Source organism: Agriterribacter sp., assembly GCF_035445465.1.
In the GTDB taxonomy this organism is placed as follows: Bacteria; Bacteroidota; Bacteroidia; order Chitinophagales; family Chitinophagaceae; genus Agriterribacter.
The window spans coordinates 37,237-53,690 of sequence record NZ_DAOMQT010000003.1 but is presented as its reverse complement, the minus strand read 5'-3'; the positions used below and the strand labels follow the sequence as shown (position 1 = coordinate 53,690).

Sequence of the window (16,454 nt, the reverse complement as noted above, 5' to 3'; positions counted from 1 at the left end):
TCACCATGAATAAAATACTGGTATTCGCTTTCTTTTGCCTGATGGGTTCAGGAAGTTTGGTTGCGCAGGAAGAACTATGCAAAGGCGCTTATTTTACCGAAGCGCAGGGCAAAGCATTCTTAGAGGAACATACACCTGCCGCTTTAAGCAACTGGCAGCATCGTGCCGACCAAATACGGGCACGTATACGCGAAGGCATGCAATTAGAAACAATGCCGGCTAAACCTGTATCCAAACCCATCATTCACAGCAAAAAGATAATGGATGGCTATACCGTGGAAAATGTAGCGTTTGAAAGCCTGCGCGGTTTTTATGTTACAGGAAACCTGTACCGGCCGATTACACCACAAAAATCTTATGCCGGAGTTCTTTCTCCTCACGGGCACTGGGCTGATCCGGACGGCAGATTTCATGAACAAATGCAAATACGTTGCGCTACGCTCGCCCGGATGGGAGCCGTGGTTTTCGCCTGGGATATGATCGGTTATGGCGATTCAAAACAATGCGATCACAAATTGCCAAAGGGGCTGCAATTGCAAACCATAAACAGTACAAGGGCGCTCGATTTCCTGCTATCTCTCCCGGGGGTTGATCCCGCACGCATTGGCGTAACAGGCGCATCGGGCGGCGGCACACAAGCCTTTTTACTAACAGCGCTTGACCCGCGCATTAAAGTTTCCGTACCCTGCGTAATGGTTTCCGCACATTTCTTTGGCGGCTGTACCTGCGAAAGCGGTATGCCCATTCATAAAAAAGGCGATTTCCAGACCAATAACGTGGAGATCGCCGCACTGGCTGCTCCGCGCCCCATGCTGCTGATATCGGATGGCGACGACTGGACAAAAAACAATCCAACGGTAGAATACCCTTTTATGCAGCAGGTATACCGCTTGTATAAAAAAGAAAAAAATGTAGCCCTGGTTCACCTGGCAGATGAAAAGCATGATTATGGCCCTTCCAAGCGAAAAGCCATGTATCCCTTTATGGCCAGGCATCTTGCATTAAACCTCAAAGCCGTTACCAATAGCTTTGGCGATATTGATGAAACACCTGCGAAAGTTTTAGATCAAAAAGACCTGGAAGTATTTAATGCCGCTCATCCACGCCCCGCCAACGCGGTAATGGGTGATGAAGCGGTGTTGAAACTGTTAGACCAGTAAGACCGGACTGATTTGATTTATGGTTTGTGGTTTATTGTTTGCAGTTAGGGGCCTGCAACTTGTACCCTGCAACCTGTACCCTGCAACCTGTAACCTGTACCCTGCCTCCCAATTTTCAAATTACCACACTTTCAAATTTAAAAACTGTTCTTCCACATCATGCTTTCAATCGGCTTATCGGGCTGCCCGCTGTATTTGGCATTTTTTTTCTGGTTGTATTTTACTTCAATTTCACCATCCACCGGAAAATAGATCAATTGACCGATAGGCATTCCTTTATAAATACGTACCGGTTGTTTAACAGATATTTCCAGCGTCCAGTTACCGCAAAAACCCACATCGCCCTTACCTGCGGTAGCATGTATGTCAATACCCAAACGGCCGGTAGAAGATTTTCCTTCCAGGAAAGGAACGTGGGCATGCGTTTCTGTATATTCAAGCGTTGCACCCAGGTAAAAGATATGTGGATATAACACAAATCCTTCATCGGGAATTTCAAAATATTCTATCTGGTTGTGCTTTTTGGCATCTAATATGTGCTCGCGGTAGGTGGCCAGCCATTTACCAAGGTGCACATCGTAAGAATTGCTGCCCAAACACTCCCTGTTGTAAGGCGCCAGTTTAATAGTGCCTTTTTCTATTTCTTCCAGTATTCTTTTGTCAGATAGTATCATTCGCTGATTTATTTGTTTATTTGTCCCGGAATCCCTTTCGCGGCGAATTTCGGATTTCGTTTTTTGTAATGCCCTTATTTTTTCAACATAATATTAACGCATCAACAAAATTAGGGGTTTGGCATATCGCCGAGCCTGAAGATTTTTTTTTGGCACAGGTTCCCCTGCAACAGGAGATCAGCCATCCGCATAAACGCCTGCAACATTTAGCCGGCCGCTATCTCCTGCGCTTTCTTTTTCCCGAATTTCCGCATGAACTGATTGAAATAGCCAGCACCAAAAAACCTTTTTTACCCGATGAAGCTTTTCATTTCTCCATTTCACACTGCGGCGATTACGCGGCAGCTATCGTAAGCCGCTCGTATCGGGTGGGTATTGATATTGAAATTCCCACGCTAAAGGTTGCCCGTGTACGCCATAAATTCCTGCATACGGAGGAATTAAGCATTATGGAAAATGAAAACGGCGTACTCCCCGCAACCGAATCTGTTTTTCTGCGTAAATTAACCTTGCTATGGAGCGCCAAAGAAGCCGTTTTTAAATGGTATGGCAATGGTGAAGTGGATTTCAGTGACCAGATCAGGATACAACCTCCCGGAAATACGCTTTCTATACCGGGAAAAGGAAATATGAACGGTATGTTTTTAAAAGAACAACGCTTATCGCTGGTGCTGCCCTTTGTTAATTTTAAAGAAATATGCCTGGTTTGGGTGATGACCTTACCGGTTTAATGCGATATGTATTAAAATTTTACCTTGCTTTATGCAAGTTTAAACTCATCCTGTATGACGAACATCAAGCGCATCGCCCTTTTTTGCAAACAATGGTATATTCCGTTCTTATTGGTTTCCGTACTGTTCTTCGCCTGTAACCAAAAAGAAAAGATCACAGGCGTTGATCCTGCTTTCAGCCGGTATGTAGACGGTTATACTTCGGGCGTTATTTCAAAAGCGGCCGTTATACGGGTACGCTTAGCCGCAGAAGCACCTTCAACCCATGCGCTGAATGAAGCGCTTAAAGCGCCCCTGTTTTCTTTTACGCCTTCGGTAAAAGGCAAAGCATATTGGGTAGATGCCAGGACCATAGAATTCAAACCTGATGAACATCTTAAGCCTGGACAACTATATACGGTGCATTTTAAGCTGAACAAGGCCACTAATGTTCCGGACGCCTTTGCCACCTTTACCTTTAATGTGCAGGCAGTAGCGCCGGGCTTCTATGTAAAAGAAAACGGGCTGAAAGCAGTGGGTAATTCAAAAGAAATGATGATGCTGAATGGCACAATAGAGACCGCCGATATAGAATCATCTGCTATAGTTGAAAAATTACTGGCTGCCGCTTACGAGGGTAAATCACCTGCTATAAAATGGGAGCACAACGAAAGCACCCGCACCCACCGCTTTACTATAGGAGATATTAAACGCGGAACCGGCGCATCCGCATTAAAACTACAGTGGGATGGTGCTCCGTTAGGACTGAAGGAAAAAGGCAGCAAAGAAGTAGAAGTTCCGGCCATAGGCGACTTTAAAGTACTTAACATCCGGGCGGTACAGGAAACAGAAAACTATGTGCTTGTTCAGTTTTCAGGTGCTGTTGCCACCGGTCAGCAACTCAGCGGGCTGATCACTGTAAGCAATAAAACAGACCTAAGCTATAGCATAGATGGCAGCGAGGTAAAGCTGTACGTGCCCGATGATTTTGACGGTAACTATACGATTACCGTAAACGAGGGCGTACAAAGTATCTGGAACAACAAATTAAATAAAGCATTTACCGCCAACCTGTTTTTTGAAAACCGCCTGCCTTCCGTTACCATTCGCGGCCGCGGGGTTATATTGCCCAACTCCGGCAAGCTGGTGCTGCCTTTTGAAACCATTAACCTCAGCGCAGTGGACATCAGCATTATTAAAATATATGAAAATAATATTCCCCGGTTTTTTCAGTCTAACAACTATGACGGGGCATATGATCTTCGTCGTGTAGCCACGCCCGTTGTACAGCAAACCCTACGGTTAGATAACGACAAAACACTTGACCTGCACCGTAAACAAAAGTTTTCATTAGATATAGACAAATACCTGAAAACAGAACCCGGTGCGATATACCATATAACAATCGGGTTCCGGCCAGAATATTCGCTGTATACCTGCCGCGCCGCTGATAAAAAAATTGACGACGATGAGAACGAATATTATAACTGGTACAGCAGCGATGATGACGGCGGATTAGACAGCGATGACGGCTTCTGGAAAGTATACAACGCGTATTATCCCTACGGGTATAACTGGAACCAGCGCGATAACCCCTGCAGCCCCTCTTATTATAATAAAGAAAGATGGGCCAGCCGTAATATCATAGCATCCAATATAGGGCTAACAGCCAAACGGGGCAATGACAACAGCATGCTTGTTGCCGTAACCGACATCCTGTCTGCAACGCCAGTGGATAATGTGGAGCTGGAACTGCTCGATTACCAGCAACAGGTGCTTTTTAAAACCAAAAGTGATAAAAACGGGCTGGCCAATTTTGACTTGAAAAAAAAGCCTTACTTGTTAGTAGCCAGAAAAGGCAGCGAAAAAGGCTACCTGAAGTTAGACGATGGCAGCTCCTTGCTGCTGAGCCGTTTTGATGTATCGGGCGTGGAAGTAAAGAACGGCCTCAAAGGTTTTATTTTTGGGGAACGCGGCGTATGGCGGCCGGGCGATACCATGTACATTAATTTTATTATTGAAGATAAAGCCGGCAAACTACCTGAGGATCACCCGGTAGAATTGAGTTTAATTACACCGCAGGGACAATTATACAAACGCATGGTTGAAACCAAGGGCGAACATGGCTTTTATCTTTTCACCACTTCTACGGATGCCTCCTCTCCTACGGGCAACTGGCTGGCCAGGATTAAAGTGGGTGGGGCTGTGTTCGAAAAAAGGCTGAAGGTAGAAACGGTGATGCCTAACCGCCTGAAGATTGACCTGGATTTTGGTAAAGACCCCGTATTAGGCAAAGACGGCGTTTCACGAGGCACGCTAAAATCGCAATGGCTATTTGGCACCCCTGCAAAAAATCTTTCGGCAAAAATTGATGTCTCATTATATGCCCGGAAAACGGTTTTCAAAAAATATCCCAACTATCATTTTGATGACCCCACAGCAGGATATGCTACCGAAACCAAAACCATATTCGATGGCAGGTTGAATGAAGAAGGTGCGGCGCCTGTGCAAACAACATTTGGCGCCATAAAAAATGCCCCGGGCATGCTCACCGCCAGCCTGCTCGTAAAAGTTTTTGAGCCGGGCGGCGCTTTCAGTGTAGACAATATGGTTATCCCCTACAGTCCTTATAAAAGCTATGCAGGAATTAATATGCCCGAAGGACAGAAACCCTGGGGATTTCTGTTAACCGACAAAAGCTACGAACTGCCTGTTGTAAATGTAGATGCCAATGGCAATGCATTATCCGGCACACAACAAATGGAGGTAGAACTGTACCGCGTAAACTGGCGCTGGTGGTGGGATAATACCGGCGATGGCTTCAGCAATTTTACACAGGACACCTATAATAAATTATTGAAGAAAGATACCGTTCGTTTAACCAATGGTGCAGGCAAATGGGTTTTTTCGGCTCCCGGTGGCGATTGGGGCCGCTACCTGGTTTTAGTAAGAGACCGCAGCAGCGGGCATACTACCGGGCAGGTGGTATACTTTGATGATCCCTGGTGGCAGGCCCGTGGTAATACCGGCGATCCTTCCGCTGCGGCAATGTTGTCTTTTACTTCTGATAAGGAAAAATATAATGTGGGTGAGGATATCACGCTTCAAATACCAGGCAGCAAAGGCGGAAGGGCTTTGATCAGCATTGAATCGGGCAGCCGTGTTATAAAAACAGACTGGATCGAAACGCAGGAGGGTCAAACCCTGTATACCTTTAAAGCCGAAGCCGGCATGGCGCCTAACATATATGCCAATGTAAGCTTGCTGCAACCCCATGCACAAACGGTAAATGATTTACCTATCCGCATGTATGGTGTTATTCCTATTTTAATTGAAGACAGGAACACCGTGATCAAACCGGTGATCAGTATGCCCGATGTGATACGCCCCGAACAACAAACTACCGTTACCGTTTCCGAAACATCAGGTAAAGCCATGACCTATTGCGTGGCGATAGTAGATGAAGGATTGCTTGACCTTACGCGTTTTAAAACACCCAGTCCGCACGATGCCTTTTATGCAAGGGAAGCCCTGGGCGTAAAAAGCTGGGACCTGTTTGATAATGTTATTGGCGCCTGGGGTGCGGGGCTTGAGCGGATCTTAACCATTGGGGGTGATGAAGCAGCCAGTGGCGGCGCCAAAGAAAAAAGAGCCAACCGGTTTAAGCCGGTAGTAAAATATATGGGCCCCTTCCATTTAAAAAAAGGTCAAAAGCAAACGCATAACTTTCAACTGCCGCCCTATATAGGCTCGGTAAGGACAATGGTGGTTGCCGCAGGAGAAGATGCCTATGGTTTCGCAGAAAAAACCATAGCGGTAAAAAAACCATTGATGCTTCTGGGAACCCTGCCCCGTGTGCTTGGACCAATGGAAACCATTAAACTACCGGTTACTGTTTTTGTCATGGAAAATAATATACGCGATGTAACCGTAACGCTCCAAAACAACGCTTATCTTGAAACTGTGGGCAATGCTTCCCGGAAGGTGTCTTTTACATCACCCGGGGAAAAGATGGTGTATTTTAGCGTAAGGGTGAAAGAAAATACAGGTATCGGCAAAGTAAAGCTTACCGCATCCGGCGGTGCTGAAAAAGCGGAATACGAAGTGGAGCTGGATGTACGCAATCCTAACCCAGCAATAACCACCGTAGTGGGATCGGTGCTCCAGGCGGACCAGCAATGGAATGAAACGGTAATACCTGTTGGCATTCCGGTAAACGGAAAAGCCACGCTTGAAATTTCAGGCATACCGCCCATTAATCTTGAAAAAAGGTTAGCCTATCTTATACAATACCCGCATGGATGCATTGAGCAAATTACTTCCGCAGTATTTCCGCAATTGGTGCTTAGCCAGCTAACGGATTTGAGCGACCGTAAAAAAGCGGAAACGGAAAGGAATGTTCGCGCAGGTATTGAGCGCTATAAAAACTTTCAGCTCGCGGATGGCGGGTTCAGCTATTGGCCGGGATTAACCGAAAGCGATGAATGGGGAACCAGCTATGCCGGTCATTTTTTACTGAAAGCCCGGGAGAAAGGATATATTGTGCCAACAGATCTGATGCAGCAGTGGCTTAGCTATCAGCGCGGTAAAGCTAACGCTTGGGCGCCATCTACCACCAATTTTTATGGTGGCGACCTTACACAATCTTATCGCCTGTATCTTTTAGCTTTGGCCAAATCGCCCGAATTAGGCGCTATGAACCGGTTAAAGGAATTCAAATATCTTTCACCGGAGGCCAAATGGAGGCTGGCTGCGGCCTATGAACTGGCAGGACAGCAAAAAGTAGCATCTGATCTTATTACAGGCTTACCCACCGCCTTCGAAGAACGCAAATTGCCCGGCATTACCTATGGTTCAGGTTTGCGCGACCAGGCAATGGTGCTGGAAACGCTCACACTAATGAATAAACGAAAAGAAGCGGAGGAAGTACTGCGATCCGTTTCCGCCCGGTTAGCAACTGAAAACTGGTACAGCACGCAAACCACGGCGTATAGCCTGGTAGCTATTGCCGCTTATTGCGGAACAAACACGGGGGGAGAAAAAATAATTGCTGCAGCCAGCGTAAATGGTAAAAATGTGAACATTAATACACAATCCTATATTACACAAATACCGGTAAGCGTTACAGACGCCAATAAAAAAATAACCCTTACCAATAAGGGAACAAATGTTTTATATGCACGGCTTATCACACAGGGGCAATCGGTTACCGGGGAAGACCTGCAGGTAAATAATAACGCCGATGTATTATCCCTGAACGTTAGCTATGCCAGCTTAAGCGGTAATCCGCTGAATATTGAAAGCATAGCACAGGGAACAGATTTCGTAGCAAAGGTAAGCATCCGTAATCCGGGCATCCGCGGTAAGTATAACAACATGACCCTTTCGCAGGTATTCCCCGGCGGATGGGAAATACTGAATACCCGCATGTTAGATAATGAAGGCAGCTTTAAATCTTCTCCTTTCAGCTATCAGGATATTCGGGATGACAGGGTATATACCCATTTTGATATAAAGGAAGGAGAAACCCTCACCTATTATGTAATGCTGAACGCGGCTTATGCAGGAAAATATTTTTTACCGGGTGTATATTGCGAAGCCATGTACGATAATACCATTAGCGCAGGCATAAAAGGGAAATGGGTAGAAGTGAGATGATTTGTGATTTATAGTTTGCGGTTTGTGATTTATTGTTAATACAATTAAAGCCCGGATGATATATTTTTAAATGAGCCTGTCTTTTTCTTCCATATATCAGCGGTTCCGCAAACTAAAAAGAAGAACCCAAATATTTTGGGTTGGTATGATTGCAGGATTGGTATGGTTTGGGTTTTGTTTGCCCGATCCCTTGTTCCAGTCGCCCACCTCTTATATTATTGAAGATGCCGAGGGAGAACTATTAGGCGCTACTATTGCCTCTGACGGGCAATGGCGTTTCCCGTATAATGAAAACATACCGGAGAAATTCAGGCAGTGCATCATCAGCTTTGAAGATAAGCGCTTCCGCCATCACCCGGGTATTGATCCCTTAGCTATATTCCGGGCCTTACAGCAAAATATACAATCTTCGCAAACAGTAAGCGGTGGCAGTACCATTACCATGCAGGTGATCCGTTTATCGCGCAATAAAAACAGGAATGTTTTTCAGAAGCTCATCGAAAGCATATTAGCGGTGCGGCTGGAAATGGCCCGTTCCAAAGAAAGTATACTGGCTTTGTATGCATCTCATGCGCCTTTTGGCAGCAACGTAGTAGGACTTGATGCGGCCGCATGGCGGTATTATGGCAGGGCGCCGGATAAGCTCAGTTGGGGCGAAACGGCGGCGCTGGCGGTATTACCCAATGCTCCGGCACTCGTGCATCCGGGGAAAAACAGGGAATCGCTGTTAAAAAAACGAAACCGCCTTTTAGATAAATTGCAGGCAGAAAAAAAGATAGACAGCACTACCTGTGCACTCGCCAAGCTGGAACCCCTGCCCCAGGCGCCAAAGCCTTTACCCCAACTGGCGCCGCACTTATTGCAGCGGTTTAAACAGGAAGCGGCTCCCGGCACTTATACACGTGTTCAAACCACTATTAACCGCAACCTGCAAAACACGGTTACACAGATCGTAGAGCAGCATCACCGTTTCTTAAAAGGCAATGGAATCAACAACGCTTGTGCATTGGTGTTAGAGGTGGAAACCGGAAAAACCCTGGCATACGTAGGCAACGCTTATCACCCCGAAAACATAACACTGCAAAGCAGCGTTGATATCATTACTTCGCGCAGAAGCCCAGGGAGCGCCTTAAAACCCATACTGTATGCCGGCATGTTAACAGACGGCTTGTTACTGCCTCATACTTTGGTACCCGATATTCCTACGCAGATCGGAGGTTATACGCCCCAAAATTTCGACTACGATTATGACGGCGCGGTTCCGGCCTCCCGTGCTTTGTTGAGATCATTAAACGTGCCTGCCGTACGCATGCTGCGTGATTATAAGTACCCGCGCTTTTATGATCTGCTGAAAAAAACAGGCATCACTACTTTAAACCAGCCAGCTGATCACTATGGACTGTCGCTTATCCTGGGCGGCTGTGAAGTTACGCCCTGGGGTATGGCCGGATTGTATGCGGGAATGGCAAGAGCGCTCAAACATGCCAAAAAAAATAACGGGAAAGTATTGGCAAAAGATTTTCATGCACCTTATTACCTTGATGCTGCCAGCCGGCAAAATAGCCCTTCAACTACCCTGGCAGCTCGAACAGCAACCTTCAATTTTGTTGACCCCGTTTCTATCTGGTATATGTTCCAGGCAATGGAGGAGGTGATGCGCCCGGGAGAAGAAGGGCTGTGGAAGCAATTCGGCTCAGCACAGCGGGTGGCATGGAAAACCGGTACCAGCTTCGGGTTCAGGGATGCATGGGCCATTGGTGTAACACCCCGTTTTGTAATTGCGGTGTGGGCCGGTAATGGCAGCGGCGAAGGCCGGCCGGGGCTGATCGGAGTACAGGCTGCCGCTCCTATCCTGTTTGATATCGTTCGTGCATTGCCGGCGTCGCCCTGGTTTGCTGAGCCCGCACTGCAATACACCAATATAACAGTGTGCAGGCAAACAGGGTTCAGGGCCAATACCGATTGCACCGATATTGACACATTAAAAGCTTCACCCAATGCTATTAATGGTCCGCTCTGCCCTTATCATACCGTTATTCACTTAGATGCAGACCAGCAATACCGGGTAACCGAAAATTGTGTGTCACCTTCCGCTATGGTGCATAAAAGCTGGCTGGTGCTTCCGCCGGCAATGGAATGGTATTATAAACGCAAGCATTTCGATTACCAGCCTGTTCCGCCTTATAAGCCGGGCTGTGCAGCCTGGGATTCACATAAGCCTATGGCGCTTATTTATCCCGAACCCGATGCAAAAATTTACGTTCCCCGCGAAATTAGCGGACAAAAGGGAAGAACCGTTTTTACCGCTGCACATCAAAAACCGGAGGCAAAAATTTTCTGGCATTTAGATGATACTTATATCGGCACTACCGTTCATACGCATCAAATGGCATTGGATCCGAATCCCGGAACTCATTTTGTAACTATCGTAGATGAAACCGGAGAACGTATTACCCGGCAATTCGTGATTTTAGAAAAGGAGGACTAAGCTTTATAAGTCTAAAACAATCCTGATATTTTGCTTTAGGGTTTGAATTTGTGCTTTGTTAAGCTTCCCTATCTGCCTGATCAGGCGTCTGTTGTCAATTGCCCTTATTTGATCAACTAAAACATCACCTATACTAATGAGTTGATCTTTCTTTAAATGTACGCGCAGCAATTGAATGTCTGGCTTTACATTGGTCGTAATTGGACAGATGATTGTAGAAAAATGCGCATCATTGAGAAGGTCTGTTTGAATAATAACAACAGGTCGTGTTTTACCAGGTTCTGTTCCTCTGGCAGGATTTAAGTCTGCAAGCCAAATGTCGTATTGCTTAATTTTCATCCATTAACTTTTCAAATTCATGCAAAACCTCCATAGCATCTTTACCTGTGAGTTTTGATTCTTCTAAAAGCTGCTTCTTTAAAAGACGCCTTTTGTTGAAAAGATTATAGATGTTAACCGCTTCATTGATGTAACGATTCCTGGCTATTTTTAACTTTGAAGTAATATCTTCTGTTTCATCAAAAATTTCATCGTCCAGTTTTAATGATAATATTTTCATACTTTCCTTTTAATAAAGGTATATACTTTAAGTATATCCTTCAAATTAAATCATTTTTATAAATGATGCTCAACATACATCACTGCCACCAGGAAGGATTGTTAGGGTTAACGGACCCTTAACCTAAGACAGAGCCTGATACCCATGACACCAACACCTCATACCTTATGCCTCATACCTTCAACCTGCAATCTGCAACCTGATATTCCCTGAAATTCCCCTATTTTTGCGCAGCTACTTAAACAGTAATAATATATACATCATGTCGGTTTTAGTTAACAAGCAATCTAAAATAATTGTTCAGGGTTTTACCGGAACAGAAGGTACTTTTCATGCTACACAAATGATAGAATACGGAACACAGGTGGTAGGCGGTGTTACGCCCGGAAAAGGCGGCAAGCAGCACTTAGACCGCCCGGTGTTCAACACCGTTGCGGATGCGGTACAGCAAACCGGCGCTGATGTTTCTATAATTTTTGTGCCGCCGGCTTTTGCTTCCGATGCTATTATTGAAGCTGCTGAAGCAGGCATCGGGCTTATTATTTGTATAACGGAAGGCATACCTGTGCAGGATATGATCAAAGCTAAACATTATCTGGCAGGCACCGCATCAAGGCTTATTGGCCCCAATTGCCCGGGTGTAATTACAGCCGGCGAATGCAAGGTGGGTATCATGCCGGGCTTCATCTTTAAAAAAGGCAGGATTGGTATTGTTTCCAAATCGGGAACGCTCACCTATGAGGCGGCAGACCAGGTGGCAAAAGCAGGACTGGGCATTTCAACCGCTATCGGAATAGGCGGCGACCCTATTATTGGTACTACTACCAAAGAAGCGGTAGAATTATTCATGAATGATGATGAAACCGATGGCATTGTAATGATAGGTGAAATTGGCGGTGGCATGGAGGCCGAGGCGGCAAGATGGATTAAAGCAAACGGCACTAAACCTGTGGTGGGCTTCATCGCCGGACAAACCGCCCCTCCGGGGAGGCGTATGGGTCATGCAGGCGCAATTGTTGGCGGCGCAGACGATACGGCAGCGGCCAAAATGAAAATACTGCGCGAATGCGGCATTACCGTAGCAGACAGCCCGGCAGACATTGGTAAAACAATGGCTGAGGTAATAGCAATGAAAGCAGCAGAGAAACTTGTGAAGATATAAACCCGAAGTTTACGATAAACTATGCAGTTGGCAGATATGCTAAAACAACTGCTGTACGAAGTCTTCCGCTGTACGAAGTCTCCGGACTTCGTACCTGTTATGTTCTCCGGAGACTCTGTCTCCGCAACGATAGCTAATGGCTGCCATTTTTCCCATTGGGCGCCTTTCCTTCCGCTTCCCGCATGCGCATCTCTTTTACATCCTGCAAAAATTCGGAGGCAAAAATAAAATCATTGAGCTTTTTACTCTTGCTGTATATGATCTGCTTATTGTTTCCTTCCCACTCTTTTTCTCCCTGGTGCATATAAACAATATGATCGCCTATCTCCATCACGCTGTTCATGTCGTGCGTATTAATAACAGTGGTCATATTAAACTCCCTGGTTACCTCGTAAATCAGCTTATCAATTACCAGCGAGGTTTGCGGATCAAGCCCTGAATTGGGTTCATCACAAAAAAGATATTTCGGGTTTAATACAATGGCACGGGCAATGCCCACCCGCTTTTTCATACCACCGCTTATTTCGGCCGGAAATTTTTTGTTGGCATCCTTCAGGTTAACCCTGTCTAAAACTTCATTTACTTTCTTTAATTTTTCTGCATAGGATAGCCGGGTAAACATATCTAAGGGAAACATCACGTTTTGCTCCACGGTTTGGCTGTCAAACAGCGCCGATCCCTGGAACAGCATACCTATTTGCTGGCGTAATTCTTTTCTTTCCTCTTCTTCCATACCGGTAAAGCTGTGGCCACTGTATAATATTTCACCGCTGTCGGGCTCAAACAGACCCACCAAACATTTCATTAAAACGGTTTTCCCGCTTCCGCTGGCGCCAATAATAAGGTTGGCTTTTCCTGTTTCCATTACTGCGCTCACACTATTGATCACTACCTTATCGCCAAAGCTTTTTTTCAAATCTTTTATCTCGATCATGAGGATATATTGATTTTATAAGAGTAATGCGGCCAATACATAATCTGCAAACAGTATCATTATACAACTGGCAACCACGGCTGTTGTACTTGCCTTGCCTATTTCAAGTGCGCCACCCTGCACAAAATATCCAAAATAAGCAGGTATGCTTGAAATGATAAAAGCGAAAGTATAGGCCTTATACAATGCAAAAGTTACATTAAAGGGAAGGAAGCCGCTTAACAGTCCCCCATCAAATTCTTCGGGAGATAGGATGCCCGCCATGGTTCCTGCCAGCCGCCCGCCCCATATGCCCAGTACGCCTGCAATGATCACCAGCAGGGGGATCATAATGAAGGAAGCCAGTATCTTGGGCATGATCAGGTAGGCCTTGGTATTGATTCCCATGATCTCAAGGGCATCAATTTGCTCGCTTACCCGCATGTTGCCCAGTTCGCTCGCAATTTTACTGCCTACCACTCCCGCCAGTACAATACAGGTAATGGTAGGCGCAAATTCAAGGATCACCGTATCGCGTACAATTTGCGCAATGGTAGATTTCGGAATAAGATTACTTACCAGCTGGTAAGCAGTTTGCAGTGTGGATACCGCGCCAATGAACAAAGCCACCACTACTACTATACCTAAAGATCCGATACCAATATCCGAGCACTGGTGCATCAGTTCTTTCCAGTACATTCTCCAGTTTTCGGGTTTGGTAAACATTCCCTTAATCATCAATATATAACGACCAAAATGGTTAAAAAAATTCATGAGGGATATTTAATAGTGAAACAAAAATACCTGAAAATGCTTAATCCGCCGGGATGTATGCTGCATTTCGCATTTCCGGTAATACCGGATGACGGATAATTCATGAGCTTTTATACAAATGCGTTACCACAAGCTCCCTCAACTGGATACGGAGCACCTCAGCCATACTGTGGCACTGAAGAAATTTATCATTGCCGAAATACGCCGCAAGCTCCTGCGACAATTGCCTTATTTTTTCAGGAGGCGCCAGCTCATCCCTATCAACAGAAGCCTTTAGATCGCCTAAGCGGTGCCGTTGCGATTTGATGCGTTTAAAAAGTTGGGCCCGTTCTTCCTGCTGGTACTGTTCTATTACTTCGGCATTCAGGTGTTGTTGCACCAATTGTACAAAAACCCTGTTTTCCTTAAAAAATTGTGGTAAATAAAAGTTTTTTCGCCCTTCATACGATTGCTGGTCAAAATCAATAGCGCGTATGCAAAATTGCACATCATCAAAGTCCTGGGTAATATCAAATACAAAATTATAGCTTCTCATGTCGCCCAATAACCTGGCAAAGCAGCGTTCGTTAAATTTCACAAACTCCTTGGCAATACGTATCGGGTTAAAATCCGGGCGGTGAAGGAACTCATTAATGAACATATCTCCGGGTACGCCGGCTATATGCTCTTCAATTAAAGTATCGTTATCAACTAAGTAATTGATATAATAGGGCGACAGCAGGTGTTCCAGCTCCAGCCCCAATATACGGGACGCGTCTGCTTTTTTTATATAGAGATAGCTATATACGTCGTTATAGTTATTAACTACTTTTACCCGGAAGGGTTGTGAATTGCCGAACACGCAAAAGTCAATTCTTTCTACATGCAAATGATCTTCAGCCTGGTTGGCGCCGGCAGCTTTAATGAAAGAGTATATCCGTATGAGCGACTGGTGAATTTCACGGGTAAGCGACTGATGATAAAAAACGGTTTCCCACAGCGTATCCTCACCATTTTTATTATAACAGGGCATAGCGCCCTGGAAATACCTTAACGAATCGTAAGAAATGGGCAGTTGTATCTCCCTGCCATATCGTTTTAAATATTTTTTAAAAGATTTGCTTACCGCATACACATTCTTTTTACGGGAAATATGGTTATGGTATCCCTCTATCATTCCTTTGCCATTTTGTGATCATACTCCTTTTATTTTTTACCCTGTACCTTCTTTTTGGGTTTCGCTGCCTCTTTTGTTTTCGTATATGATCCCTCAAAAATACATTTAATCCCCCGGTAATTGCCACAGCCCTGCACTTCGCTAAGAGTTACTTTATTCCCGGAAAAGGCCAGTTGCAGCACGCAGGGATCACCGGCCTGCCGGTACTGCGCTATATTAGGCTTCACCAGCACGGCTTCACCTTTCAGCTCGCCGGAGCAATCGTCTTTTCTTTCAAAATGTATAAAGAACAATAGCTTTTTTGCATCTCTTCCATCGCGTACGGAAACAAAATTCTTTTTGTTCTGCACATAATCGCCCGACAGCTTATGCTTCCGGGAAAAAGTGTCTATAGGATTATATACTTCTTTGGGAACAACCGGCTCGTTGGATTCTATCTTAATAAGCGTAAATACGCCCGCGGTATTATAAACATATGCATTCAGCTTATAATACTGCTGTCCGTCGGAACCCTTATGCGTTTCACTGGTAGTAACCACCCAACGCTTGTCTATACTGCCCGTTATAGATTTACGCCGGTCAGGATTGTTATGCACCAGGGGCATCGCAGCCTTAAAGTTTTTATCTTCATCAAAACATAAAATATAAGCCATTTGCCTGGCAAGCGTGGCCGCCTTCACCAGCAGGTACGTTTCTTTATGCTCCACTTCTATTTTACCTAAAGCATAAAACTTAGGATGCGTATTTTTTCCATAGTTTTTGCTGTATACTGTGTCGGGTACAAACTGATTCAGTATTTTGGTACTGATCAATAAAGAATCGGGCAGCTTCCTGCTGATCTGGGTATCGGCCATTGCATAAGGCAGGGGAAGCTCCTGGAAGAACCCGATAAAATCATTGATATCCACCGGGTCTTCGCCGGAAAGGTCCTTCTTTTTGCTTTTACACGCCAGCAACACAAGTACAGCCATACAAATGGTAAGAAACTTTTGCATATTACCTGGTTTCAGCCTGTAAAATATGGCTTTTTAGAATTTTCACCACATAAAACCAGTTCAGGCAACCGGCAACAGGCATATAGCACCGGGGAAATGCTAACATAACCAGGTGCGCATGTCTCCCGAATGCAAGGATAAAACAGGTTGATCTTAAAATTATTACAAAATAAAAAATTATTATTAGATTAGCCTAAAATTTTAA

At 45.2% G+C, this 16,454-nt stretch carries 12 protein-coding genes; 5 read left to right on the top strand and 7 right to left on the bottom strand.

Features of this window, described 5'->3' with window-relative positions:
- Window positions 1-5: 5 nt before the first annotated feature.
- The gene (locus tag PLE34_RS02540; protein WP_324553897.1) at window positions 6-1,160 is read left to right on the top strand and encodes an alpha/beta hydrolase family protein; all 1,155 of its coding nucleotides are present in this window, start codon (window positions 6-8) and stop codon (window positions 1,158-1,160) included.
- A gap of 137 nt (window positions 1,161-1,297) precedes the next feature.
- Here PLE34_RS02540 and dcd read toward each other — a convergent pair whose 3' ends face one another.
- Complete coding sequence (dcd, locus tag PLE34_RS02535; RefSeq protein WP_324553895.1) at window positions 1,298-1,834, bottom strand: dCTP deaminase; 537 nt, start codon at window positions 1,832-1,834, stop codon at window positions 1,298-1,300.
- A gap of 149 nt (window positions 1,835-1,983) precedes the next feature.
- Between dcd and PLE34_RS02530 the strand changes: the two genes are divergently transcribed.
- The 3 genes from PLE34_RS02530 (at window position 1,984) to pbpC (ending at window position 10,690) form a co-directional block, all read left to right on the top strand.
- On the top strand, window positions 1,984-2,565 hold the full coding sequence (locus tag PLE34_RS02530; protein ID WP_324553893.1) for a 4'-phosphopantetheinyl transferase family protein: 582 nt from the start codon (window positions 1,984-1,986) through the stop codon (window positions 2,563-2,565).
- A gap of 54 nt (window positions 2,566-2,619) precedes the next feature.
- Window positions 2,620-8,202: an alpha-2-macroglobulin family protein gene (locus PLE34_RS02525; protein WP_324553891.1), complete on the top strand. Its 5,583-nt coding sequence runs from the start codon at window positions 2,620-2,622 to the stop codon at window positions 8,200-8,202.
- Between the two features lie 145 nt (window positions 8,203-8,347).
- Window positions 8,348-10,690: a penicillin-binding protein 1C gene (gene pbpC, locus PLE34_RS02520; protein WP_324553889.1), complete on the top strand. Its 2,343-nt coding sequence runs from the start codon at window positions 8,348-8,350 to the stop codon at window positions 10,688-10,690.
- A gap of 3 nt (window positions 10,691-10,693) precedes the next feature.
- On the opposite strand, the gene PLE34_RS02515 is transcribed toward pbpC, so the two are convergent.
- A complete protein-coding gene (locus PLE34_RS02515) occupies window positions 10,694-11,029 on the bottom strand; it encodes a type II toxin-antitoxin system PemK/MazF family toxin (protein WP_324553887.1) in 336 nt (111 codons plus the stop codon).
- Window positions 11,019-11,249, bottom strand: coding sequence for a hypothetical protein (locus PLE34_RS02510; protein WP_324553885.1), 231 nt, complete (start codon window positions 11,247-11,249; stop codon window positions 11,019-11,021). The genes PLE34_RS02515 and PLE34_RS02510 overlap by 11 nt, the downstream gene beginning before the upstream one ends.
- 262 nt (window positions 11,250-11,511) lie before the next feature.
- Here PLE34_RS02510 and sucD point away from each other — a divergent pair, with 262 nt between their 5' ends.
- Window positions 11,512-12,411, top strand: coding sequence for a succinate--CoA ligase subunit alpha (sucD, locus tag PLE34_RS02505; protein ID WP_324553883.1), 900 nt, complete (start codon window positions 11,512-11,514; stop codon window positions 12,409-12,411).
- A gap of 133 nt (window positions 12,412-12,544) precedes the next feature.
- Here sucD and PLE34_RS02500 read toward each other — a convergent pair whose 3' ends face one another.
- The 4 genes from PLE34_RS02500 to PLE34_RS02485 form a co-directional block, all read right to left on the bottom strand.
- A complete protein-coding gene (locus PLE34_RS02500) occupies window positions 12,545-13,345 on the bottom strand; it encodes an ABC transporter ATP-binding protein (protein ID WP_324553881.1) in 801 nt (266 codons plus the stop codon).
- 15 nt (window positions 13,346-13,360) lie between these two features.
- The gene (locus PLE34_RS02495) at window positions 13,361-14,098 is read right to left on the bottom strand and encodes an MlaE family ABC transporter permease (RefSeq protein WP_324553879.1); all 738 of its coding nucleotides are present in this window, start codon (window positions 14,096-14,098) and stop codon (window positions 13,361-13,363) included.
- Between the two features lie 100 nt (window positions 14,099-14,198).
- Window positions 14,199-15,254 (bottom strand): hypothetical protein, encoded by a 1,056-nt coding sequence (locus PLE34_RS02490; protein ID WP_324553877.1) that lies wholly within the window; start codon window positions 15,252-15,254, stop codon window positions 14,199-14,201.
- A 29-nt stretch (window positions 15,255-15,283) separates the two neighbouring features.
- The gene (locus PLE34_RS02485; protein WP_324553875.1) at window positions 15,284-16,249 is read right to left on the bottom strand and encodes a hypothetical protein; all 966 of its coding nucleotides are present in this window, start codon (window positions 16,247-16,249) and stop codon (window positions 15,284-15,286) included.
- Between the last annotated feature and the right edge of the window lie 205 nt (window positions 16,250-16,454).